Origin of the sequence: Gordonia oleivorans (assembly GCF_040044975.1) — a bacterium.
Taxonomy (GTDB): Bacteria; Actinomycetota; Actinomycetes; order Mycobacteriales; family Mycobacteriaceae; genus Gordonia; species Gordonia oleivorans.
The window spans coordinates 34,047-55,699 of record NZ_JBDZDI010000017.1 but is presented as its reverse complement, the minus strand read 5'-3'; the positions used below and the strand labels follow the sequence as shown (position 1 = coordinate 55,699).

Annotated in this window: 20 protein-coding genes; 10 read left to right on the top strand and 10 right to left on the bottom strand. The window is 66.7% G+C overall.

Annotation, left to right across the window (positions count from 1 at the left end):
- Positions 1 to 136: 136 nt before the first annotated feature.
- On the bottom strand, positions 137 to 841 hold the full coding sequence (locus ABLE92_RS19810; protein WP_348806500.1) for a histidine phosphatase family protein: 705 nt from the start codon (positions 839 to 841) through the stop codon (positions 137 to 139).
- 83 nt (positions 842 to 924) lie between these two features.
- Between ABLE92_RS19810 and ABLE92_RS19805 the strand changes: the two genes are divergently transcribed.
- Positions 925 to 1,332, top strand: a complete 408-nt coding sequence (locus ABLE92_RS19805) for a VOC family protein (RefSeq protein WP_348806499.1) — start codon at positions 925 to 927, stop codon at positions 1,330 to 1,332.
- A 24-nt stretch (positions 1,333 to 1,356) separates the two neighbouring features.
- Here ABLE92_RS19805 and ABLE92_RS19800 read toward each other — a convergent pair whose 3' ends face one another.
- Positions 1,357 to 2,433 carry a sigma-70 family RNA polymerase sigma factor gene (locus ABLE92_RS19800; RefSeq protein WP_348806498.1) on the bottom strand — a complete coding sequence of 359 codons (1,077 nt, stop codon included), beginning with the start codon at positions 2,431 to 2,433 and terminating at the stop codon, positions 1,357 to 1,359.
- Positions 2,434 to 2,915: 482 nt separating this feature from the next.
- Here ABLE92_RS19800 and ABLE92_RS19795 point away from each other — a divergent pair, with 482 nt between their 5' ends.
- Both ABLE92_RS19795 and ABLE92_RS19790 read left to right on the top strand, forming a co-directional pair.
- Positions 2,916 to 4,208, top strand: a complete 1,293-nt coding sequence (locus ABLE92_RS19795; RefSeq protein ID WP_348806497.1) for an ROK family protein — start codon at positions 2,916 to 2,918, stop codon at positions 4,206 to 4,208.
- A gap of 36 nt (positions 4,209 to 4,244) precedes the next feature.
- On the top strand, positions 4,245 to 4,790 hold the full coding sequence (locus ABLE92_RS19790; protein WP_348806496.1) for an NUDIX hydrolase: 546 nt from the start codon (positions 4,245 to 4,247) through the stop codon (positions 4,788 to 4,790).
- Positions 4,791 to 4,861: 71 nt separating this feature from the next.
- Here ABLE92_RS19790 and ABLE92_RS19785 read toward each other — a convergent pair whose 3' ends face one another.
- The 3 genes from ABLE92_RS19785 to ABLE92_RS19775 are packed head-to-tail and all read right to left on the bottom strand — an operon-like array spanning position 4,862 to position 7,472.
- A complete protein-coding gene (locus ABLE92_RS19785) occupies positions 4,862 to 5,605 on the bottom strand; it encodes a hypothetical protein (protein WP_348806495.1) in 744 nt (247 codons plus the stop codon).
- An 8-nt stretch (positions 5,606 to 5,613) separates the two neighbouring features.
- Positions 5,614 to 6,477 carry an ABC transporter permease gene (locus ABLE92_RS19780; RefSeq protein WP_348806494.1) on the bottom strand — a complete coding sequence of 288 codons (864 nt, stop codon included), beginning with the start codon at positions 6,475 to 6,477 and terminating at the stop codon, positions 5,614 to 5,616.
- Positions 6,474 to 7,472, bottom strand: a complete 999-nt coding sequence (locus ABLE92_RS19775) for an ATP-binding cassette domain-containing protein (RefSeq protein ID WP_348806493.1) — start codon at positions 7,470 to 7,472, stop codon at positions 6,474 to 6,476. Before ABLE92_RS19775 ends, ABLE92_RS19780 begins: the two co-directional genes overlap by 4 nt.
- A gap of 184 nt (positions 7,473 to 7,656) precedes the next feature.
- Here ABLE92_RS19775 and ABLE92_RS19770 point away from each other — a divergent pair, with 184 nt between their 5' ends.
- The 4 genes from ABLE92_RS19770 to ABLE92_RS19755 are packed head-to-tail and all read left to right on the top strand — an operon-like array spanning position 7,657 to position 10,830.
- A complete protein-coding gene (locus tag ABLE92_RS19770) occupies positions 7,657 to 8,073 on the top strand; it encodes a TOBE domain-containing protein (protein WP_348806492.1) in 417 nt (138 codons plus the stop codon).
- A gap of 32 nt (positions 8,074 to 8,105) precedes the next feature.
- On the top strand, positions 8,106 to 8,879 hold the full coding sequence (modA, locus tag ABLE92_RS19765) for a molybdate ABC transporter substrate-binding protein (RefSeq protein WP_348806491.1): 774 nt from the start codon (positions 8,106 to 8,108) through the stop codon (positions 8,877 to 8,879).
- 17 nt (positions 8,880 to 8,896) lie between these two features.
- Positions 8,897 to 9,679 (top strand): ABC transporter permease, encoded by a 783-nt coding sequence (locus ABLE92_RS19760; RefSeq protein ID WP_348806490.1) that lies wholly within the window; start codon positions 8,897 to 8,899, stop codon positions 9,677 to 9,679.
- The gene (locus tag ABLE92_RS19755) at positions 9,676 to 10,830 is read left to right on the top strand and encodes a sulfate/molybdate ABC transporter ATP-binding protein (protein ID WP_348806489.1); all 1,155 of its coding nucleotides are present in this window, start codon (positions 9,676 to 9,678) and stop codon (positions 10,828 to 10,830) included. The genes ABLE92_RS19760 and ABLE92_RS19755 overlap by 4 nt, the downstream gene beginning before the upstream one ends.
- On the opposite strand, the gene ABLE92_RS19750 is transcribed toward ABLE92_RS19755, so the two are convergent.
- On the bottom strand, positions 10,767 to 11,726 hold the full coding sequence (locus ABLE92_RS19750; protein WP_348806488.1) for an adenylate/guanylate cyclase domain-containing protein: 960 nt from the start codon (positions 11,724 to 11,726) through the stop codon (positions 10,767 to 10,769). The genes ABLE92_RS19755 and ABLE92_RS19750 overlap by 64 nt on opposite strands.
- An 80-nt stretch (positions 11,727 to 11,806) precedes the next feature.
- Positions 11,807 to 12,979: a TetR/AcrR family transcriptional regulator gene (locus tag ABLE92_RS19745; RefSeq protein ID WP_348806487.1), complete on the bottom strand. Its 1,173-nt coding sequence runs from the start codon at positions 12,977 to 12,979 to the stop codon at positions 11,807 to 11,809.
- A gap of 129 nt (positions 12,980 to 13,108) precedes the next feature.
- On the opposite strand from ABLE92_RS19745, the gene ABLE92_RS19740 reads away from it, so the two are divergent.
- On the top strand, positions 13,109 to 14,320 hold the full coding sequence (locus ABLE92_RS19740) for an acetyl-CoA C-acetyltransferase (RefSeq protein WP_348806486.1): 1,212 nt from the start codon (positions 13,109 to 13,111) through the stop codon (positions 14,318 to 14,320).
- A 31-nt stretch (positions 14,321 to 14,351) separates the two neighbouring features.
- On the top strand, positions 14,352 to 16,523 hold the full coding sequence (locus ABLE92_RS19735) for a 3-hydroxyacyl-CoA dehydrogenase NAD-binding domain-containing protein (protein ID WP_348806485.1): 2,172 nt from the start codon (positions 14,352 to 14,354) through the stop codon (positions 16,521 to 16,523).
- 135 nt (positions 16,524 to 16,658) lie between these two features.
- Here the strand turns inward: ABLE92_RS19735 and ABLE92_RS19730 are convergent, their stop codons facing one another.
- From ABLE92_RS19730 to ABLE92_RS19720, 3 genes are all read right to left on the bottom strand, one after another.
- Positions 16,659 to 17,360: a slipin family protein gene (locus ABLE92_RS19730; protein WP_348806484.1), complete on the bottom strand. Its 702-nt coding sequence runs from the start codon at positions 17,358 to 17,360 to the stop codon at positions 16,659 to 16,661.
- Between the two features lie 400 nt (positions 17,361 to 17,760).
- Positions 17,761 to 18,561 carry an acetoin reductase gene (locus tag ABLE92_RS19725; RefSeq protein WP_348806483.1) on the bottom strand — a complete coding sequence of 267 codons (801 nt, stop codon included), beginning with the start codon at positions 18,559 to 18,561 and terminating at the stop codon, positions 17,761 to 17,763.
- Between the two features lie 416 nt (positions 18,562 to 18,977).
- The gene (locus ABLE92_RS19720; protein ID WP_348806482.1) at positions 18,978 to 19,850 is read right to left on the bottom strand and encodes an alpha/beta fold hydrolase; all 873 of its coding nucleotides are present in this window, start codon (positions 19,848 to 19,850) and stop codon (positions 18,978 to 18,980) included.
- A 175-nt stretch (positions 19,851 to 20,025) separates the two neighbouring features.
- On the opposite strand from ABLE92_RS19720, the gene ABLE92_RS19715 reads away from it, so the two are divergent.
- Positions 20,026 to 21,642 (top strand): ABC transporter substrate-binding protein, encoded by a 1,617-nt coding sequence (locus tag ABLE92_RS19715; protein WP_348806481.1) that lies wholly within the window; start codon positions 20,026 to 20,028, stop codon positions 21,640 to 21,642.
- Positions 21,643 to 21,653 lie beyond the last annotated feature (11 nt).

Sequence of the window (21,653 nt, the reverse complement as noted above, 5' to 3'; positions counted from 1 at the left end):
AACAGGGCGCTGTCAACGAACTCAGGGCGCTGTCAACGAAATCAAGGGCGCTGTCAACGGAATTCAGAGCGCCGTCAACGGAATTCAGAGCGCTGTCAACGCGGAACAGAGCGCCGTCAACGGAATCGGGGTTCTCCTACCGAAAGGTGGCGACCCCGCCGTCGCGGTCGTCGAGGTGCGCGTGTTCGTTGAACGACACCACCGACACCCCGCGTCGACCGACGATCAGCTTGGTCACCGACGCGTTGACCATCGCCCGTGACACCGTCGGCCACTTCTCCGGGGGTACACCCCACAGGTCGGCGATCCACTGGCTGATCACACCCGCCGACGACACCACCAACACCGTCTGACCGCTACCGGCCAGCGCGGCGGCGTCGCGTCCGGCAGCGTCGACGCGGGCGCGGAAGTGCGCGTAGGTCTCCCCGGTGCCATCAGAGGTCGCGTCGGGATGTCCCGTCTGATCGATCCAATGCGCCAGCGACGCGTCGAGGCGTTGCTGATAACCACGGCCGTCGGCGTACTCCGCCGCACTCGCCTCGCCGACGAGGGCAGGCATCTCGTATTCGTTCCAGCGCGGATCGACAGCCGGTGGCGGCGTCGAGTCGAAGGCACTCGTCACGCCGGCGAGGGTGTCGCGTTGCCGGGGGAGGTCACCGCTGACGGCGGCGGTGAACTCTGCGGTCCGCCCGGCCAGCAGGGCCCCGGTCAGTCGGGCCTGCACCTGCCCGGCCTCGGTCAATCCGCCGACCTCACCGGATGCGCTCGTCGATTCCGTGCCCACCACCCCATACGCCTTCGGATCGGCCTGCCCGTGACGCACCAGATAGATGACACCCATGCGGTGAAGCCTATTGGGCCCGCAGCGATGAATTTGAGGCGCCCCTCAGGTCTGTACCCGGTGAGAGGTCGGAAGGAGGTCGTGTGGAACCGATGCTGTTCGTCAACCTGCCGGTCGTCGACGTCGCCCGCGCACGCGCGTTCTTCGGCCGGCTGGGTTTCTCCTTCGATGCTGTGTTCTGTGATCAGAACACAGCATGTATGCGGGTGAATCGGCAGACGATGGTGGTGCTGCACGCGCGGAGCCGCTTCGCAGGCTATGCCGCGACCCCGATCTGCGATCCCGGCCAGGCCCGCGAGACGGTGGTCGCGTTCTCCGCATCGACGCGTCAGGACGTCGACGTCTGCGTCGACGGGGCACTGGCCGGTGGGGCCACCGTACTGCGAGAACCCGAGGATCTCGGATTCATGTACTCACGCAGCTTCTGCGACCTCGACGGGCATGCCTGGGAGGTCGTCTGGATGGACGGATCGCGGATTCCGGCATGCTGAGGCGGTTTCGATGTCCGCCGGCTCTCAGTCCCGCCCCACCTGGTGATACGCGCTGGGCCCGTCGGCGGGCGGGGCGTCATATGGTGCCGGCGGAAGGCCGAACCGGGCGAAGTCCTCGACCATCGTGTCACTGAAGAAGGCGACGACGTGGGCGACCTTCCCGGACACCGGATCGAGTTCGAGGACCTGTAGTTGGAAGGGGCGGTGGATGCCGTCGGGTTCGCGCATGTAGAGACCGAATGCGGGTTGCCCGTTCGCGACCGTCGGCAGCAGGATCTGATCCCCGGCCTTCTCCGCCGGACAGTTGCCGCGGATGAGCGTGCCGATGGCCTCGGCACCCAGATACCACCCGGTGAACGGCGGCATCTCCCAGATCGACGAATCGGTGAAGATGTCGACGATGGCGTCGACGTCGTACCGCTCGAAGGCCGACACGTACTTCGCCAGCAACTCGCGTTGCGCGGCGTCGTCGAGCTGCGCCGGTGAATCCTGTTCGGGGCGGGCATTTTTCAGCTGTTCACGAGCGCGTTGCAGCAGGCTGTTGACGGTTGCGGTGCTCACGCCGATCGTGTCGGCCACCTCGGCGGCCTTCCACTGCAGGACGTCGCGCAGGATCAGCACCGCGCGCTGACGCTCCGGCAGATGCTGCAGAGCGGCGATGAAGGCCAGCCGGATGGACTCACGCGCCCCGACGACATAGGCGGGGTCGGCGTCGTCGCCGGGGGTGATCTCGTTGACGGTGCCCGCGTACGGCTCGAGCCAGGGCACCTCGTGGTCCTGGGCGAGGGTGTCGGTTGGGTCGTAGGCGTCGCCGCCCAGACCGGAGGGCAGTGGCCTGCGCTGCCGGCTCTGCAGGGCCGTCAGGCAGGTGTTGGTGGCGATCTTGTGCAGCCAGGTGCGCACCGACGAGCGGCCGTCGAACTTGTCGTAGGCGCGCCAGGCCCGCAGGAAGGTGTCCTGCGCGAGGTCCTCGGCGTCGTGATGGGAACCCATCATGCGGTAGCAGTGCGCGATGATCTCGCGTCGAAACGGTTCAATGGCCTGCAGGAACTCCGCATCGGAGGTGGCCGAGGGCGTGGGGGTCGCGGTGGTGCCGGACATGTGATCAAGGCTACGTCGTGCCACCGACAGCTTCTACCGACGAGTTTTGCGCGCCGTGCGTGTAACCGGGGTGTAGTACGCCGAACGGGCCTATTGTCGCCGGTGAACGCGTATGTGCGCAGGTCAGACCACCGAAATGTCGTGTGACGAACTCCCGTGAGGGTTGCCTCGTGGCCTCTGCCGTTGCTAGCTTCTCTCTCATGGCTTCGAGTGAGCAGACCCGTATCCCGGAGGTGACCTACATGATCACCGCCCTGGGATGTCGTCTGCCGTTCGCTCGTGTCCTGTGTTGTTGTCGCCGAATGCCCTGAATCGCCCTGTGATGCGTCGGTTGCGAATCCGACGCCCGGCTTGATTCCCCCCTTCAGCGACAACTTCCATCCCACAGCCCCGAGTGCGCGCGTTCCGGTGTGGTCCACGCCGATCAACGTTCGTTGGACGCCGTTCGGTGCCTGTGGCACATTCACGAGGACACAACTCTGATGACCGCAACGATCGATCACCGCACCCGCACCGCAACGGCCCCCATCCGCACCACGAGGCCGCGGCCGGTTCCGGGTCCGGCGCCGGAGCGGGCGCACCGTAAAGGGGGTCGGGCCATTCAGGTAGCGACTCCGCAACTCGAACTCTCCAACAAGCCCGCCGCTCTGGTGCTGCGCACCGCCCGGCTGTCCGGCCCGGTGTTCCGCGACGAGGCCGCCGAACTGACCGGCCTGTCGATCTCGACGGTGAACCGGCAGGTCGGGGCCTTGCTGAAGGCCGGGTTGCTGCGCGAACGCGCCGATCTCGCACCGGCCGGGGCCATCGGACGCCCGCGGCTGCCGTTCGAACTCAATGTCGCGACCTACCTCACCCTCGGTATCCACATCGGTTTCAAGGTCACCTCGATCACCACTCACGATCTGCTGCATCGGGTGGTGGGCGCGATCCAGATCCCCACCCCGGTCGCCGAATCACCAGAGCAGACGCTGTCGGCCATCGGCGACAGCGCCCGACGGTTCCTCGGCCGCTGGACCAACCGCCGCATCCTGTGGGCGGGCGTGGCCATCGGTGGTCGCGTGTCGCCGGGTGGCTTCGTCGACCATCCGCGACTGGGCTGGGATCAGGCACCTGTGGGACGCGTCATCGCCGAGTCGGTGGGTCTGCCGGTGTCGGTGGCCTCACACGTGGAGGCGATGGCGGCGGCCGAACTCGTCGTCAATCCCTCCGAGGCCGACGCCGACCAGCGGTCGAGCTTCCTCTACTTCTACGCCCGCGAAATGGTCGGCATCGCGTTCAGCGTCGACGGTACCGTGCACACCCCGGCCGGCGGTCCGCCGGTGATCGGTCACTTCCCGGCCGCGGGCACGACTCTGCTCGACCCGAACCGCACCGGTCGACTCGAGCCGACGGTGAGCGACACCGGCGTCGTCGAGGCCGCGCAGTCGCTGAACCTTCCCGTCGAGGACATCGAGGGCATCCTCGCGCTGGCACGTGGCGGTGACGCCACCGCCCGCGCCCTGCTCGATGAGCGTGCGCAGGTGCTCGGGCGCACCGTCGCGCTGATCGCCGACATCTTCAATCCCGATCACGTCATCCTCGGCGGCCAGGCCTTCACCGACTATCCGACCACCCTGCCGACCGTCGCCGCGGCGCTCCGGAAGACCTCGGTGATCCCGAATCGGGATGTGCGGGTGTCACATTCGGGTGCGACGGTGCAGCAGCAGGCGGCCGGTGCGGTGGCGCTGGACGCGATCTACAGCGACCCGCTCGCGGCGTTGGCGGCGACGGAGTAGGGCTGGGCTGCACGCGCGTCGTGGATACTGACGCGCATGTTGTCGCATGTCGATTCGAGACCCGTCTACGCCACCAACAATCTGCTCGTCCGCGCGGATACGGTTCTCGACGAGTTCGGCAACGACCGAGCGTATGGCGTCGTCGAAGCGCCGGACGCGATGGTCAACCTCGCGCGTGACCTTCATCAGCGCGTCCTGATGGTCACCGACACAGCCTTCTATCCGTGCGCCGGACCACGGCTGACGGTGCCGATCACCGTCGTCGATCTGGGCAGCGGCGGCACGCCGATGGTGACCGATCGGACGCGTGCCGTCGACAACACCAGCTGGATGACGGCACTCGGACTCACGTCCACGCGGCCGGTGCACACGGTCTACCTGGAAGCTCAGCCGCACCTGACCGAGATGCGTTGCCGGATCTTTCTGGCCGATGAGGTCACCGAGGTCGATCCGCACACCCGTGCACGGTCGTCTCGGGCGTACGTCTGGCTGACCGCCGATGACATTGCCCGCGCACTCGACACCGGCCAACTGCGCGACGCATTGAGCATCGCCGCTCTCGGGCTACTGCATCTGCTGTGACCTGAGCGAATGGGACCTGAGCGAATGGGACCTGAGCGAATGTGAGCTCAGCGCACGGGACGTCACGGCACCTACGGAACGCAGACGGTGGTCGCGTGGGCCTCGGTCTCCGCACGAGACCGGCCCGGCGTCAACACCGTTGCTGTGTCGGCGACCGCGAACACCACCACACCCGAGCCGTCGACCGAGCACCAGCCATCCCGCATGCGTTCGACGGTGTCGACGCCGGCGTCATGCCGAGCCATCTCGAGGGCGCTGCCGTGGTCGAGGTACGGAGACCTGGCAGGCGACCGCACGAAGAACGTCTCCGTCGCGAGGCCCGAGCTGCGCCATGGGCGGCGCTTGACCCGCACCGCAGCCGCTTCGGCATGGTCGATGGTGGTGAATGCCAGGTCCTCGCTCATCGCCTCGACCCCCGGCCAGCGGTGATACCAGGCTCCTCGGCCGGGACCCGGCCGGCATGCCATGTCCACGGTGTCACCGGAGGAATTGCCGCGCTGCAGGTGACACCGGGTGTCGCTGATGCCGATGATGCTCCAGCTCGTGTTCTTCCACTGGCACACGGTGGTGATCTGAACCAGCGAGGACACTTCGTCCTCGGACACCTCCCGTCGCCCGATCGCCTGACCCCTCGGCATGACCGTCGCCGGGTCGACCCCGTCGATCGGGTCGAAACCCTCGGGCATCGGCGAATCGGCCCACGCCACCAGGTACAACCTCCCACGAACCCAGGTCACCGGGACCGGCCGTCCCCGGTGGATGCCGTACAGGCCGCTGGGCGACACGTCGGACACGTACTCGGGCAGCGCCAGCACTTGTGACCTCAGTCCGCGGTGCGCTTGGCGTAGTTGCGCAGTGCGAACGGGGCGAAGACGGCGGTGAGGATCACCGCCCAGATGAGGGTGGCGAGCTCCGGGTGGCGAAGTGGCCAGGCGGCGTCGGCGGGTGCGTCGGGCCCGTTACCCCACAGCACGCGCATGCCCTGAACCATGGCCGACATCGGGTTCCACTCGGCGATCGCACGCAGCCACGGTTGCATGTTCTGCGTCGGCACGAAGGCGTTGGAGACGAAGGTCAGCGGGAACAGCACCGAGAACATGAAACCGTTGACGGCCTCGACGCTGCGCAGCCACGACCCGATGAGGATGCCGAACCAGATCATGCCGAACCCGAACAGCAGCACCAGGGCGAATCCGAGAATGCCCTCACCGACGGATGTGGTGATGCGCCACCCGATGATCAAACCGGTTATCGCCATCACCACAATGCCGATGGACGAGTGGATGAGGCTGGCGACGCTGCGCCCGACGAGCACCGACGACCGTCGGATGGGGAGCGAACGGAAGCGGTCGACGATGCCCTTCTCGAGGTCGGCGGTGATGCCGGTGGCGACGATGAACGCGGTGAATACGATGGTCTGCCCCATGATGCCGGGCAGCAGATACTCCTTGTAGCTGACGCCCGGTACGCCGAGGCTGATCGCCGGGCCGAAGACGTAGGCGAACAGCACCACGAACATGATCGGCTGGATCGTCACGTCCGACAGCATCTCCGGCATGCGTCGAGTGTGGATCAGATTGCGGCGCACCATGATCCATGACTGCTGTGCGAGATTGGTCTGGTGCACGGCCGGTCGGTCGACGGTGGCCGACGGCGCGGTGGATGAGGTGGAGGCGGTGGTGGTCATGCTGCTCCTTCGGTTTCCGACGCGTCGTCGGCGGTGTCTTCGGCACGGTGGCCGGTCAGGGTCAGGAAGACGTCGTCGAGGCTGGGGCGGACCAGGCCGAGGTCGTCGACGGCGATCTGCGACTCGTCGAACCAGCCGGCGATGCGGGTCAGATCCGACAGCCCCGACGCGGCGGTGGTGACGGTGCGTGCGCCGGCGTCGACGAACACCTCGTTGCCGGTGCGGGCCAGCAACTCTCGGGCCTGCGGGAGGGCGTCCTCGTCGGACAGGGTGATGACGACGCTGGCGGCGCCGGCCTGCTCCTTGAGCTGCATCGGCGTGCCGTGCGCGATCACCGAACCGCGGTCGATGACGACGATGTCGTCGGCGAGCTGGTCGGCCTCCTCCAGGTACTGCGTGGTCAACAACAGGGTGGTGCCCGCATCGACCAACTCGCGCAACACATCCCACAGCTCGTTGCGACTGCGGGGATCGAGCCCGGTGGTGGGTTCGTCGAGGAACAGCACCGGGGGTGCGGCCAGCAGTGAGACGGCGAGGTCGAGGCGGCGGCGCATACCGCCGGAATACGACCGCACCTGCTTGTCGCCGGCCTCGGTGAGTGAGAACTGCTCGAGGAGTCGCTCACTGCGCCGCGTCAGGTCACGCCGACCGATGCCGTACAGACCACCGATCATCTTGAGGTTCTCACGGCCGGTGAGGATCTCGTCGACCGTGGCGGCCTGCCCGGTGAGGCCCATGTTGCGCCGCACCGCTTCTGGCGAGTCGACGACGTCGTACCCGGCGATCCGGGCGGTGCCGCTGGTGGGCAGCGACAGCGTCGTCATCATCCGGACGATGGTGGTCTTGCCGGCGCCGTTGGGGCCGAGCAGGCCCAGGACCGTGCCGGTGGGCACCGAGAATGACACCCCGTCGACGGCCGTGAAATCACCGAACGTCTTGACGAGATCGATCGCCTCGATCGCGGGCGAGGCGGAAGGTGTGGGGTGTGCGCTCATGAGTCTCCACGCTAATCGACGGTAGGGGTGGTTTGGCCAGTGAATTTTTCGGTTGTCGTGCAATCCGCAGAGACCGACTCGGGCCGGTGCCCGAACTCATCGGTGACGGCGCGAATCGAGTCATCTAACCGCATCTGCGTGCCGTGGGCGCCACTTATCTCTCAGTTGCGGATAGGGTGAGCTCATGTCCTCCATTCGGGTCCGTGACGCCGCCGCATTGCTCGGGGTCAGTGATGACACCGTGCGTCGATGGATTGCGGCCGGAACGTTACCGACGACCACCGACAAGTCCTCCGCCGACGGTGCGGTGACGACGGTCGACGGGGCACGCCTCGCCGAGCTCGCCGTGGAGCGCGCGCGGGCGGCCGCCGACGACTCGCCGGTGCTGCGATCGGCCCGCAACCGCTTCACCGGACTGGTCACCGATGTCGAGATGGACGGCGTGATGGCCAAGGTCGGCATGCAATGCGGTCCGTTCTCGGTGACCTCGCTGATGAGTGCCGAGGCCGCCCGCGAACTCGGACTCGAGCCCGGGGTGGTGGCGACCGCCGTCGTCAAGGCCACCACGGTCATCGTCGAACGCAACGCGGCCGACCTCTGAGGAGGTGGTCGGCAATCATGACAGGAGAGTGCATGTCCAGGTTCGGAGAAATGCGTCGAGTCATCGGTGTACTGGTCGCGATTGCCGCGGTCACCGTCGCGGCCGCCGGATGCTCGTCGGATGACGACAGCAGTTCGACGACAATCCTGAATGTGTACGCGGCGGCGTCGCTCAAACAGACCTTCACCGCGATCGAGAAGGCCTTTGAGCAGCAGCATCCCGACGTCGACGTGAAGCCGAGCTTCGCCGGGTCGTCGGCCCTGGTCAACCAGATCAATCAGGGGGCCGACGCCGACGTGATCGCCACCGCCGACGAGGCCACCATGACCAAACTCGGCGACAAGGTGAACACTCCGCAGATCTTCGCCCGCAACACCCTGACCATCGTCACCGCCCCCGGTAATCCCAAAGGCGTGGAAAGCTTTGCGAGCCTGACCAATCCGGGCATCAAGACGGTGGTGTGCGCGGTCGAGGTGCCCTGTGGCGCCGCGACCGCCCAGGTGGAACGGGACTCCGGGATCGACATCACCCCGGTCAGCGAGGAGTCATCGGTCACCGCGGTACTGACCAAGGTGACCTCCGGTGAGGCCGACGCGGGTCTGGTGTACGTTACCGACGCCAAGGCCGCGGGCGCCAAGGTGACCGCGGTCGGCGATCCCGCATTCACCAACGTGGTCAACAACTATCCGATCGCCACACTGAAGGCGAGCACCCATCAGCAGTTGGCCGAGGAGTTCGTCCAGTTGGTGCTCGGCGACACCGGGCAGAAGGTCCTCACCGACGCCGGCTTCGCCCCGCCGGTCTGAGTCGGCACCGGTCGTTCGTGCGTCGCGTTCCCGTCTGGATTCACCTTCCGGCACTCCTCGGTGTCGGACTGATCCTCATCGGACCGATCGCGATCATCGTGCGGATGCCATGGGGAATCTTCTGGGAGTCGGTCACCTCGCCGGATTCGCTTGCGGCGCTGCGGCTCGGCGTCGTCACCGCGGTGATCAGCACGATCATCTGTGTCTGCCTCGGGGTGCCGATGGCCATCGTGTTCGCCCGATATGACTCGATGGTGGTGCGCATCGTCCGCGCCCTGGTGTTGCTGCCGTTGGTGTTACCGCCGGTCGTCGGTGGTATCGCGCTGCTCTATGCGCTGGGCCGATACGGACTCGTCGGGCAGTACCTCGACCGGGCCGGGATCACCATCGCCTTCACCACACCCGCCGTCGTCATCGCCCAGACCTTCGTCTCGCTGCCCTTCCTGGTGATCAGTGTGGAGGGCGCATTACGCAGTGCCGGCGACGATTTCGAGAAGGTCGCCGCCACGCTGGGGGCCTCGCCGACGAGAACCCTGTGGCGGGTGACGTTGCCCTTGGTGGTGCCGGCGCTGATCGCCGGCGGTGTGCTCGCCTTCGCCCGTGCCCTCGGCGAGTTCGGGGCCACCATCACCTTCGCGGGCAACCTGCCGGGAACCACGCAGACCGCGCCGTTGAAGATCTACCTCGACTCGATCAACGACCCGCTCGAGGCGCTGCCGCTGGCGCTGGTGTTGATGGTGGTGGCGTTGCTTGTGGTGATCGGGGTTCACCTGCGACGCGGATCGGGGCGATTCGCGTGAGCGAGAAGGATTTCAGCTCAGATGATCCCGATGGTACCGGGCCGGTTCTTCGGGCCCGAGTGCGCTGCGATATCCCGCATCTGACCGCCGACATCGAGGTGGCTCCCGGAACCACGCTCGGTGTCCTCGGACCGAATGGCGCCGGGAAATCGACGTTGCTGTCGGTGCTGGCCGGATTGCGCCGCACCCCCGGCTCCACGGTGTCCTTCGGCGATCGCATCCTGCAGGGCGACGGTGTGTTTGTCGCGCCGCATCGCCGTAACGTGGTGCTGCTGGAGCAGAAGGCCCGGTTGTTCCCGCACCTGTCGGTGTGTCGTAACGTCGAATTCGGTCCGGCGGCACGGGGATTACCGAAACCGGCCGTGCGGGAGCGGGCACGGCGGTGGATGACGGCGGTCGGCGTCGCCGACCTGGCCGACCGCATGCCCGCCGGATTGTCCGGGGGACAGGCACAACGCGTCGCGATCGCGCGGGCACTGGCCACCGAACCCGACGTGCTCCTCCTCGACGAGCCGTTCGCCGCATTGGATGTCGATGTGGCCCAACAGATGCGATCACTCATGCGAGGGCTGCTCGCCGAACGGGCGGGAGCGACGCTGCTGGTCACCCATGATCTCGTCGATGCCGTCGGTCTGGCCGATCGGCTGGCGGTCATCGATCACGGCGCGATCGTGCAATCCGGGCCGACGACGACGGTCCTCGCTCATCCCGAAACACATTTCGCCGCAACCCTGTCCGGCGTCAACCTGGTGACCGGACGGTTCACCGAGCCGGCCACCGTCGTCGGCGCAGAGGGTTTGCGAGTGGTCGGCACCGCGATCGATGACCTCGACGCCGGTTCTCCCGCGGCCGCCGCGTTCTCCCCCCGCGCGGTGGCGCTGTATCCGCACGAACCACACGGGAGTCCGCGCAACACCTGGCGCGCGGAGATCGACGAGGTCGCACCGCGCGGTGATCGGGCGGTGGTCCGTGCACGGTGCGACGGGCACGTCATCGCCGCGGAGGTCACCTGGGAGTCGGTTGCCGAACTGGGCCTCGGGCCCGGCGCGCCGGTGTACCTGACGGTGAAGGCGACCGAGGTGCGGGTCTACGGCGCGGTGGGTGCGTCACCGGCGACCGGGCCGGGCTTCGCGGAACCGTCCGGTGAGTAATACTTGTTGGCCTCCAACACATATGCCTTGAGGCGACGGTATCCGCGGACCGACAGCGACGACATCGATTTCAGATAGAACGGCTCGGCGTCGACGAGGTGCCCGGCGAGTGCCTCGTCGACCAGCACGGTACCGGGGCGGGCCGAACCGCACAGCCGCGCAGCGATGTTCACCGGCTCGCCGAACAGATCGCCGAGACGGGTCAGGACGGCCCCCTTGGCCAACCCGACCCGCAACGGGGGAATGGGGTCGTGGTCGCTGAGCTTCTGGATCTCCAGCGCGGCGTCGGCGGCGTCGACGCCGCCGGAGAAGCTGAACATCACCGCGTCCCCGAGGGTCTTGATGACGTGACCGTCACGATCGGTGACGATGTCGAACACTCGGGACTCGAAGGTCTCGAGGAGCTTCTCGAGCTCACTCATCCCGATGCGGCGGGACAGGCTGGTGTAGCCGACGATGTCGACGAAGCCGACGACGAGGTCGAGTTCCTCGTCGGACTCGCGTGCGATGTCGGCCTCGAGCGCGAGCTTCAGATGGCGTCGCCAGATGAGGCGCTGGATCGCGTCCATCGCCGTGATCATCTGCTCCTGCGACCACGGGACATCGGGGTTGCGGTCGAGCTCGAGGAGTTGATCGGCCTGCCAATCGGTCAGGCGTGCCATCGTCTGGCCGATCGCCCGCGCGGTGGCGATCTGGGCGCCCTCGGGCAGGGTCTCCTCGGAGCTCGCGAACAGCCGTAGCGCCGCGGCCTCGTTCTCGGTGAAGATCTTGTCGTCGGTGTGACGATGAGCGAAACCGAAAGCGTTCCACAGTTTTTGTGCGTACTCGGGGGAGACGCCGAGGTAGTCGATCAGCTCGTCGCGGGAGTAGCGGGGCTCGTCGTCCGCGGTACTCATCGTGGGCGGTCTCCCGTCGTCGTGGTCGCGGGTGAGTTTAGCAAGCCCACGGGGACGGCATGCGGGACTCGCGCCGAGCCTCAGATCCCCAACACGCCCTTCGTCAGATACGCCATCCGGCCCGGGAATTCGGGCCGCGACGTCCCGCGACGCACACGGACCGCGTCGTTGACGATCGACAGCGCGGCATGCACGGCGACCGTGGCCTGTTCGCGGGGGATGTCGGGATGGGTTTGGGTCATCAGTTCCACCCAGCGCGCGACGTAGCGGCGTTGCACATCGAGGAGGTCGTTGGCGCTCGACTGGCCGGCGAGGACGGCGGAGTTGTTGAACGCGACCGACAGATCCGGGCTGGAGGTGATCACGCCGACGTACGAATCCACCAGCAGTGCAAGAATTTTCGCCGGATCGGAGGTGGTGCCGTAGGCCGCCATCGCACCGGCCTCCAGCCGGGTGGCGCTGCGCTGACCGATGCCGAGCAGGATGGCGAGTTTGGAGCTGAAATGCCGGTACACGCTCGGGCCGGTGATCCCCACGGCCGCGCCGATGTCGTCGACGCCGACTCCGGTGTACCCCCGCCGGGCGAACAGATCGGCCGCGGCGTCGAGGATCTCGTCGCGTCGGGTGCGCTCGCCGATGCCCATCGAGGGTGGCGCTGCCAGCGGTGGTGCGGTGTCCGGGCGCAGGGTGATCAGTTGGTGCACAAGGGATTCGATGCTCGCCAGGGCGCGGGCGGTGGACAGCCGGGTGCTGTGCACACCGAGGCTGCCCACGATCGACAGCGTCGCCCAGCAGACCTCGACGGCGTCGCGTTCGGGTATCGCGGTGGTGGTGGCGAGGACACCGGCCCATCGGTGCACCACGCCGCGGATGCGCAGCACCACCTCACGGTTCTCGTCGTCGCGCAGATGCTGGCTTGCCGAACGCCACAGCGACGTCGAGGCGGGATTGCGGACGCCGAGGGCGCAGACCGTCGAGATCAGATCGTCGAGGGTGGCAGTGTCGTCGGCCAGGACGCGGTCGGTGCAGGATTCGAGTTCGTCGACGCCGCCCATCACCGCGGCCGCGAGCAACGCGTGTTTGTCGGCGAAGTGCCGGTACACGCTCGGGGCGGTCACCCCGGCCGCGCGCGCGATGTCGGCCAGCGAGACCTGGGCGTAGCCGCGCTCGGCGAACAGCGTCGCCGCGTGGTCGACCAGCTGCTGCTTACGGTCGGCCGGGCGGGCGCGTCGGGGTGATCTGGAGGGTGACATGGTGAATCGACCATAGCGCACGTTCCCCGGATCAGATCAAGTCTTGACCTCGGGGTATGGTCAAACAAGTTATTCCGCGTTAGCCTGTCTGGGTAACCGTCTGATGGTTCATGTGAAAGGAACACACTCGTGGCCGATCAAGCATTCATCTACGAGGCGCTGCGTACGCCCCGTGGCAAGCAGCGCGGTGGAGCGCTGCACAGCGTCAAGCCGGTCGACTTGGCCAGCGGCATCATCAACGAGGTCCTGGCCCGTCACGGCAGCCTCGATCCCGCCGACGTCAACGACGTGATCCTCGGCGTCGTGTCCCCGGTCGGCGAGCAGGGTGGCGTCATCGCCCGTACCGCCGCGCTCAACAGCGGGCTGCCCGAGACCGTCCCGGGAACTCAGATCGATCGCTTCTGCGCCTCGGGTCTGGAGGCCACCAACCTGGCCGCCGCCAAGGTCGCCTCGGGCTTCGACGACCTGGTGATGGCCGGCGGTGTCGAGTCGATGTCGCGCGTGCCGATGGGCAGCGACGGCGGCGCCCTGTTCATGGACCCGGCCACCGCCTACGACAACTACATCACCCCGCAGGGCATCGGTGCCGACACCATCGCCACCATCGAGGGATTCTCCCGTGAGGACGTCGACGCCTTCGCCGTGGAGTCGCAGAATCGTGCCGAGAAGGCATGGACCAGTGGGTTCTTCGCCAAGTCGGTCGTTCCGGTACGTGACATCAACGGTGTCATCGTGCTCGACCACGACGAGCACCGCCGCCCGGGCACCACTGTCGAGTCACTCGGCAAGCTCAAGCCTGCCTTCGCCGCTCTCGCCGAGATGGCCGGGTTCGACGACGTCATCATGCAGCGTTACCCCGACCTGGAGAAGATCAACCACGTCCACACCGGCGGCAACAGCTCCGGCATCGTCGACGGCGCCGCGATCGTGCTGGTCGGCAGCGAGGCCGCGGGTAAGCGCAACGGTCTGACCCCGCGCGGCCGTATCGTCTCCTTCGCCGAGGTCGGCTCGGAGCCGTCGATCATGCTCACCGGCCCCACCCCGGCGACCGAGCTGGCTCTGAAGAAGGCCGGCCTGACCGTGGACGACATCGACGTCTTCGAGCTGAACGAGGCGTTCGCGTCGGTCGTGATGAAGTGGATGAAGGACCTCAAGATCCCGCACGAGAAGGTCAACGTCAACGGCGGCGCGATCGCCATGGGCCACCCGCTCGGCGCGACCGGCGCGATGATCCTGGGTACCTGCCTCGACGAGCTCGAGCGCACCGGCGGCCGTTACGGCCTGGTCACCCTGTGCATCGGTGGCGGTATGGGTGTCGCGACCATCATCGAGCGTCTCTGACCTTCCGAGCAGAAAGAAATTTCGAAACACCATGAGTGACAACATGATTTCCTGGGAGAAGGACGCCGACGGCGTTGTCCTGCTCACCATGGACGACAAGAGCCAGGGCGCCAACACCATGAACCAGACGTTCATGGACTCCATCGCCGAGACCGTCGATCGCCTTGAGGCCGAGAAGGACGACATCACCGGTGTCGTGCTCACCTCGGCGAAGAAGACCTTCTTCGCCGGCGGCGACCTGAAGGACATGACCTCCGAGCGCACGCAGAGCAAGGAGGAGATCGCCACCGCGATCACCGAACGCACCAACGGCATGAAGAAGGTGCTGCGCCGGCTGGAGACCCTCGGCAAGCCGGTGGTCGCGGCCATCAACGGCGCGGCTCTCGGCGGCGGCCTGGAGATCGCCCTGCACACCCAGTACCGCATCGCCGCGGACGTCAAGGGTAATCAGCTCGGCCTGCCCGAGGTCACGCTCGGCCTGCTGCCCGGCGGCGGTGGCGTTGTCCGTACCGTGCGCCTGCTCGGCTTCCAGAACGCGCTGATGAACGTGCTCTTGCAGGGTCCGCGCCTCAATCCGACCAAGGCCAAGGAGATGGGCCTGATCGACGAGGTCGTCGGCTCGATCGAGGAACTGGTCCCGGCCGCCAAGGCCTGGATCGCCGCGAACCCCGAGGCCCAGCAGCCGTGGGACGTCAAGGGCTACAAGATGCCCGGCGGCGCGGTCACCAACCCGGCGGTCGCGGCCAACCTGCCCGCCTTCCCGGCGTTGCTGCGCAAGCAGATCAAGGGCGCCAACATGCCCGCTCCGCGTGCCATCCTGGCCGCGGCCATCGAAGGCGCCTACGTCGACGTCGACACCGCCGACATCATCGAGACCCGCTACTTCGTCTCGCTGGTCACCGGCCAGGTCGCGCAGAACATGATCAAGGCGTTCTTCTTCGACCTGCAGCACATCAACAACGGTGGTTCGCGGCCCGAGGGCATCGAGAAGTACACCGCCAAGAAGGTCGGTGTCATCGGTGCCGGAATGATGGGCGCTGCGATCGCCTACGTCTCGGCCAAGGCCGGTATCGAGGTCGTCCTCAAGGACATCGACATCGAGGCCGCCAAGCGCGGCAAGGGCTATGCGGAGAAGCTCGAGGCGAAGGCGCTCTCGCGCGGTAAGACCACGCAGGACAAGAGTGACGCCCTGCTCGCCCGGATCACCCCGACCGTCGATCCCCAGGACTTCAAGGGCGTCGACCTGGTGATCGAGGCCGCGTTCGAGTCGGTCGAGGTCAAGAACAAGGTGTTCCAGGAGATCGAGGACATCGTCGAACCCGACGCGATCCTCGGCTCGAACACCTCGACCCTGCCGATCACCATCCTCGCTCAGGGCGTCAAGCGCCAGGAAGACTTCATCGGCATCCACTTCTTCTCGCCCGTCGACAAGATGCCGCTGGTGGAGATCATCCGCGGTGAGAAGACCTCGGATGCGGTGCTGGCCAAGGTGATCGACTACACCCTGCAGATCCGCAAGACCCCGATCGTGGTCAACGACAGCCGCGGCTTCTTCACCAGCCGCGTGATCGGCACCTTCATCAACGAGGCCATCGCGGCCGTCGGCGAGGGCATCGAGCCGGCGTTCATCGAGCATGCGGGCACCCAGGCCGGCTACCCGGCCGCCCCGCTGCAGCTGTCGGACGAGCTGAATCTCGTTCTGATGCAGAAGATCCGCAAGTCGGGTCAGGATGCCGCCGAGGCCGAGGGCACGGAGTTCCCGCATCACGGCTCCTTCGACGTCATCGACTACCTCGTCGAGCAGGGTCGTCCGGGTAAGAAGGAAGGCGCGGGCTTCTACTCCTACGACGAGAGCGGCAAGCGCACCGAGCTGTGGCCGGGTCTGCGTGAGCACTTCAAGTCCGGCAGCAAGAAGGTCTCGCTCGAGGACATGAAGGAGCGCATGCTCTTTGCCGAGGCGCTCGAGACCGCCAAGTGCATCGAGGAGGGCGTCATCACCTCGGTGCCGGACGCCAACATCGGCTCGATCTTCGGGATCGGCTTCCCGGCGTGGACCGGCGGTGTCGTCCAGTACATGAACCAGTACTCCGGCGGCCTGCAGGGCTTCGTCGACCGTTCCCGCGAGCTCGCCGCCAAGTTCGGCAGCCAGTTCGAGCCGCCGGCCTCGCTCGTCGAGAAGGCCGCCAAGGGCGAGAAGTACTGAGTCTGATCTCTCGGAGATGACCTGCTTCTGAAAGTGGGGGAGGAATATTCCTCCCCCACTTTTCTTTTCGCTCCCCGGATACTTCTGGGGAGCAAACCGAGAACCGGGGGAAGAATGACTCTTCCCCCGGTTTCGTCAGTCCTCGGTGGTCGGCTCGGTGGGCGTTGTGGCGGAATCACCCACCGACAGCACCACCTTCGTGCCGTACGGCGCCTCCTGTACCAGGCGCAGCTGCGCCAATGCCGGGTGGGCGTCGAGCAGTCGGCCGGCGTTCGCCAGCGAGCGCAGTGCCGCGGTCTCGGCGCGCGCGGTCTCCAGCTTGGCCAGACCACGAGCCTTCGCCGTGACCAACTCGGTAGCTGCCGAGCGGATCTCGGCTGGTGCGATGATGTCCTTGACGAACACCTCGTGCACCGTCACGCCGACGCCGTCGGCGATCGACCGCGTGGCGCCGAGGATGGCGTCGACGTCGACGACACCGCCGCGACGCAGGAGGTCCTCGACGGTGATCGACGCGCACACCTCACGCACCGCGATCTGGGCCGCGAGGTAGATCGCCGACCACGGATCGCGACTGCGCTCGACGAAGGCGACCGCGTCGACGACGTTGACGCGCAACGCCATCGAGACGCGCACCGACACGGTGTCGGCGGTCAGGATCTCCTGTGTCGCCACCGCGATCACCTGTTCACGCAGATCGACCCAGCTGTAGGTCGCGTGACGACGCCGCAGGTGCTTGCCGGGCGCGAGGGTCCGCGTCAGTTGCCCGTTGCGGTATTCGAGGGCACGGTTGCCGACGGGAACGAGGATCTTCTCGAGCTTGGGAATCAGGGACATGGCGGACCTCCTTCCGGTTGTGGGCGCACATGTCTGTGGTGTGTTCGGTTGTCCCACTTCGTCGATGGCTCCGCTGACACCGCCCGCGGGCGGGCGCGCCGGTGGGGTCACGCGCACGGCGAACCGCGCGCAGGACCGCAAGACCGACGCCACCCGAGATCCCGGGGGCGGTGCCTGTCGAGGAGTCGAACCTCAGCCGTTAGCAGCAGCCATACCTGAAATGGAGGCACGAGAATACAACGCGCAGAACATGATCGACGGTACCCCGCGACCGGCTGCTTCCTCGTGCGTGGACAGACTCTGCCAGGGTGGGGCGGGTCGCGCAATCAATTTTCTGCGTACTCGTCTGCTTCCCGCGTACTCGGGAAGCACTTGGCTGAGCGGGAGGTGATCCCGGCGTTCAGCGGAACACCAGACCGCCGTCGATCAGGCCGGCCTGGCCGGTCATGTAGTCGGAATCCGGCCCGGCGAGATGCGAGACGAAACCCGCGACGTCATCCGGGGTTTCGGCGCGGCCGAGTGCGATACCGGAGACGAACTTGTCGTAGGTCGCACCCACCTCGGCGCCGGTCAGGTCGGCGAAACGCTGATCGATCTCCACCCACATGTCGGTGCCGACGACGCCGGGGCAGTAGGCGTTGACGGTGATCTGCCTATCGGCGAGTTCCCGGGCCGCCGCCTGTGTCAGCGCCCGCACCGCGAATTTGCTTGCGCTGTATACGCCGAGCATCGGGAATCCGTCGTGGCCGGCGATGGAGGAGGCGTTGATGATCTTCCCGGGTCGGTCGAGTTCGATGAACTTGGCGGCGGCCGCCTGGATTCCCCACAGCACCCCGTTGACGTTGACGTTCCACAACGTGGTGACCTGGTCTTCGGTCGACTCGGCGATTGGTGCAACCAACGCGATGCCGGCGTTGTTCACCATGATGTCGAGACCGCTCAACGCCGAGGACGCGTGCTCCACAGCAGCGAACACCTCGTCGCGCTTACTGACGTCGGCGACGAACGTGGTTGCTTTGGAACCGATCTCGCCGACCTCCGCGGCGACCGACTCGATGCCGTCGGCACCGAGGTCGACGAGACAGACGTCTGCGCCGTCGCGGGCCAGGCGTAGGGCGATCCCTCGGCCGATCCCGCGGCCGGCTCCGGTGATCAGGGCGACCTTTCCGTTGAGCGGGCGAATCATGCTGTCGTTGCTCATGAATGAACTCCTTGGATGTGCCCAGGGGATGTGCCCAGGCGGGTGGGTACGACCGCAGGGTATGGCGTGGGTCACATCGAACGACAGGGTTGCAGGGCGTTGCGACCGGGCTGGATCGAGCGGAATAGTGACATGTCGGAACGTCCGCGCGATACAGGGTCGGAGGAGGCGCCACGACGCGCGGATGGTTCACGACGCGCGGATGGTTCTCGTCGCCGAGAGGGCTTGTCGGAAGGGTTGCCGATTCCCCGAAGTTTCTGGCGATCGCCGAATTCTGGCGACCGCCGAAGGTTGGGAGGACGATGCGGGCGAGTATGCGGCAGACGAGTATGGAACTGCTGAGCACCCGGCCGAGAATCACGGTGCGGAGCGGCAGGCGGGCATGGCAACGCGCTTCCTCCGCCCGCCGCACCAGATCACCCCGCCAAGAACGCCGCCACCGTCGACTCGAAGGCCGCTTTGGCCTCGATCATCACCCAATGCCCGCACCGCGGGAAGATGTGCAGTTGTGCGTCGGGGATGAGGCGCATCGGGACCATCGCCATGTCCGGCGGGCTGACGCGGTCGTCGCGGCCCCAGGTGAGCAGGGTGGGGCAGGAGATCTTGTGCATCATCGACCAGTAGGGCGGCGTGTCGGAGGCGGCCAGGAACTTCTGCTGCATCTCGAAAGCTGCTGAGCCATACATCATCTGGGCGGTCTTCTGGGCGTCCGGATGGATCGCGGCCTGCATGCGCTCCTCGATCAACTCCTCGGTCACCAGCGAACGGTCGAAGACCATCGAGTTCAGCCAGCGCACCAGCTTGTCGCGGTCCGGATCGTCGGTGAACTCCTGCAGCAGGCGGAGGCCCTCGCTCGGGCTGGGGCTCAAGACGTTGGGGCCGACGCCGCCGATGGTCACGAGTTTCTCGACGCGGTCGGGTTTCTTGATCGCGAGATTGACGCCGACGACGCCGCCCATGGAGTTGCCGATCATCGGTGCCCGCTCGATGCCGAGGGCGTCCATGAAGCGGATCACCGACGAGCCGGCGGTGAGTACCGGATGACCCTCGACCGGATCGCTGACGCCAAAACCGGGGAACTCGACGACGTAGCAGCGGTGCGTCTGCGCGAAGCGGCCCAGGTTGCCGCGGTAGTTGCGCCAGCCGGTGACCCCGGGTCCGGAACCGTGTAGCAGGATCAGCGGTGGCGAGGTCGTGTCGTCGTCACCACCGGGTGCGGCGAAGTGATAGCGCAGCACGCCCTGCTCGGTGGCGAGTTCTCGTCGGGTCGCATCGAAGGTGACATCCACCCCATCAGATTAGAACCTGTTCTAATTCTTGGCCAGGCCCTGTCCGGGTGGGCAGTCTTGAGCCGTCGGCCTTCCCATCGGGCGCCCGAATTGCGAGGATTGGACACTGTGCTGAGTACCTAGTCATATGTTCAGGTAATCAGCTAAATGGTCCAATCAGGGGTAGGGGTGTGCGATGTTGCGTCGTGTGACGCCGGTGGTCGGAGCGGCCGTGACTGTCGCGGTGGTGATCGCCGGTTGTTCGGGCGGTTCGGGGCAGGCGGACGACCAGCTGGTGCTGGCCGAAGGTCAGGAGCTCGGTGATTTCAGTCCGATGATGGGTTACGGGCAGCTCGGGGTCTCGCCGATCTATGAGGGCCTGCTCCGTCCGCAGGCCGATTCTGATGATCGGGTTCCCGATCTCGTTCCGTCGCTCGCGGATTCGGAGCCGATCCGCATCGACGGCTCCAACCGTTGGCGGGTCACCCTGCGCGAGGGCGTCACCTTCTCCGATGGCACCACCTTCGATTCCGCCGACGTGGTCGCGACCTACCGGGCGGTGCGTGATCCCCGGGTGGCTTCCGAGATCTCCACCGACACCGCCCCGATCGCCGAGATGACCGAAGACGGGCCGCTCGCGGTGACCGTGCAGATGAGCACGGCCGCCGACCCCTCGCCCTACCTGCTCCTGGGCATCGTGCCCTCGGAGAAGGTGCAGGATGCTCCGGCCGCGGAATGGACGCTCAACACCAACCCCGTGGGCACCGGTCCCTACCGGCTGGACACCCTCTCACCGGATCAGGCGGTCCTGGTGGCCCGTGACGACTATTGGGGCGGCACACCGCAACTGAGGCGCATCGTCTACAGCTATGTGCCCGACGACAACACCCGTGCGCAGCGGGTCACCGCCGACGAGGTCGACGGAGCCAATCTGCCTCCCCGGCTGGCCAATTCACTGCGTGATCGCGACGGTGTCGAGGTGGTTGCGGGGCGATCGGCGGACTGGCGGGCGGTCTCGCTGCCGGCCGCCAATGCCTTCACCTCGGATCCGCGGGCGCGCCTGGCGATGAACCGTGGCGTCGATCGCGAGGCGATGGTCACCGATGTCCTCGCCGGCAACGGCGAGCCGGCGAGCACCCCGATCGCCCCGGTCTACGGCGACGCCTACGACGCTGCTGCCTCGTTCACCTTCGACGCCGGCGAGGCCGCGGCCATCCTCGAGGGGGCCGGATGGGTGCCCGGCGCCGACGGAATTCGTGTCAAGGACGGCAACCGGGCGTCGTTCGCCCTGCTCTACAACGCCGCCGACACATTGCGCAGAGACCTGGCGGTTGCCTTCGCGACAGAGATGAAAAGCCTTGGCATCGAGGTGAATACGCGCGGGACGAGCTGGGACGATATCGACACCAGACTCGGTCGGGACGCCGTGCTGCTCGGCGGTGGATCGACCCCGTACAGCATCGATTCGCAGGTGTATGACACCCTGCACACGCGGGTCGCCGACTCGTCACCGTACTCGAACCCGGGCAATTTCACGGCTCCCGGACTCGATCAGTTGCTTGACGAAACCCGGGTGAGTGCGCCGTCGCCGGAGAATACCGAGCGCTACCGCGAGATCCAGCGCGTCTACGCGGCGCAGCCGTCGTCGGTGTTCCTGACCTTCCTGCATCACACCTACGCCTCCCGCAATCCGGGTGGCGCCGAGTGGACACACGACGCCCCGATCCTGGAGCCGCATTCGCACGGTGCGTCGTGGGGGCCGTGGTGGAATCTGCCGTCGTGGAGGACGGGTGGCGGAGCGCCGACGTCATGACCTCGGTTGAC

Bases quoted from the DNA above. Each gene is read 5' to 3' on its own strand.
- ABLE92_RS19775 (WP_348806493.1), bottom strand. From the start codon at position 7,472: ATGAGCGCACACCCCACACCTTCCGCCTCGCCCGCGATCGAGGCGATC.
- ABLE92_RS19725 (WP_348806483.1), bottom strand. From the start codon at position 18,561: ATGAGCAACGACAGCATGATTCGCCCGCTCAACGGAAAGGTCGCCCTG.
- ABLE92_RS19730 (WP_348806484.1), bottom strand. From the start codon at position 17,360: ATGTCCCTGATTCCCAAGCTCGAGAAGATCCTCGTTCCCGTCGGCAAC.
- ABLE92_RS19810 (WP_348806500.1), bottom strand. From the start codon at position 841: ATGGGTGTCATCTATCTGGTGCGTCACGGGCAGGCCGATCCGAAGGCG.
- ABLE92_RS19795 (WP_348806497.1), top strand. From the start codon at position 2,916: ATGACCGCAACGATCGATCACCGCACCCGCACCGCAACGGCCCCCATC.
- ABLE92_RS19780 (WP_348806494.1), bottom strand. From the start codon at position 6,477: ATGACCACCACCGCCTCCACCTCATCCACCGCGCCGTCGGCCACCGTC.
- modA (WP_348806491.1), top strand. From the start codon at position 8,106: ATGTCCAGGTTCGGAGAAATGCGTCGAGTCATCGGTGTACTGGTCGCG.
- ABLE92_RS19750 (WP_348806488.1), bottom strand. From the start codon at position 11,726: ATGAGTACCGCGGACGACGAGCCCCGCTACTCCCGCGACGAGCTGATC.
- ABLE92_RS19790 (WP_348806496.1), top strand. From the start codon at position 4,245: ATGTTGTCGCATGTCGATTCGAGACCCGTCTACGCCACCAACAATCTG.
- ABLE92_RS19735 (WP_348806485.1), top strand. From the start codon at position 14,352: ATGAGTGACAACATGATTTCCTGGGAGAAGGACGCCGACGGCGTTGTC.
- ABLE92_RS19770 (WP_348806492.1), top strand. From the start codon at position 7,657: ATGTCCTCCATTCGGGTCCGTGACGCCGCCGCATTGCTCGGGGTCAGT.
- ABLE92_RS19745 (WP_348806487.1), bottom strand. From the start codon at position 12,979: ATGTCACCCTCCAGATCACCCCGACGCGCCCGCCCGGCCGACCGTAAG.
- ABLE92_RS19715 (WP_348806481.1), top strand. From the start codon at position 20,026: ATGTTGCGTCGTGTGACGCCGGTGGTCGGAGCGGCCGTGACTGTCGCG.
- ABLE92_RS19800 (WP_348806498.1), bottom strand. From the start codon at position 2,433: ATGTCCGGCACCACCGCGACCCCCACGCCCTCGGCCACCTCCGATGCG.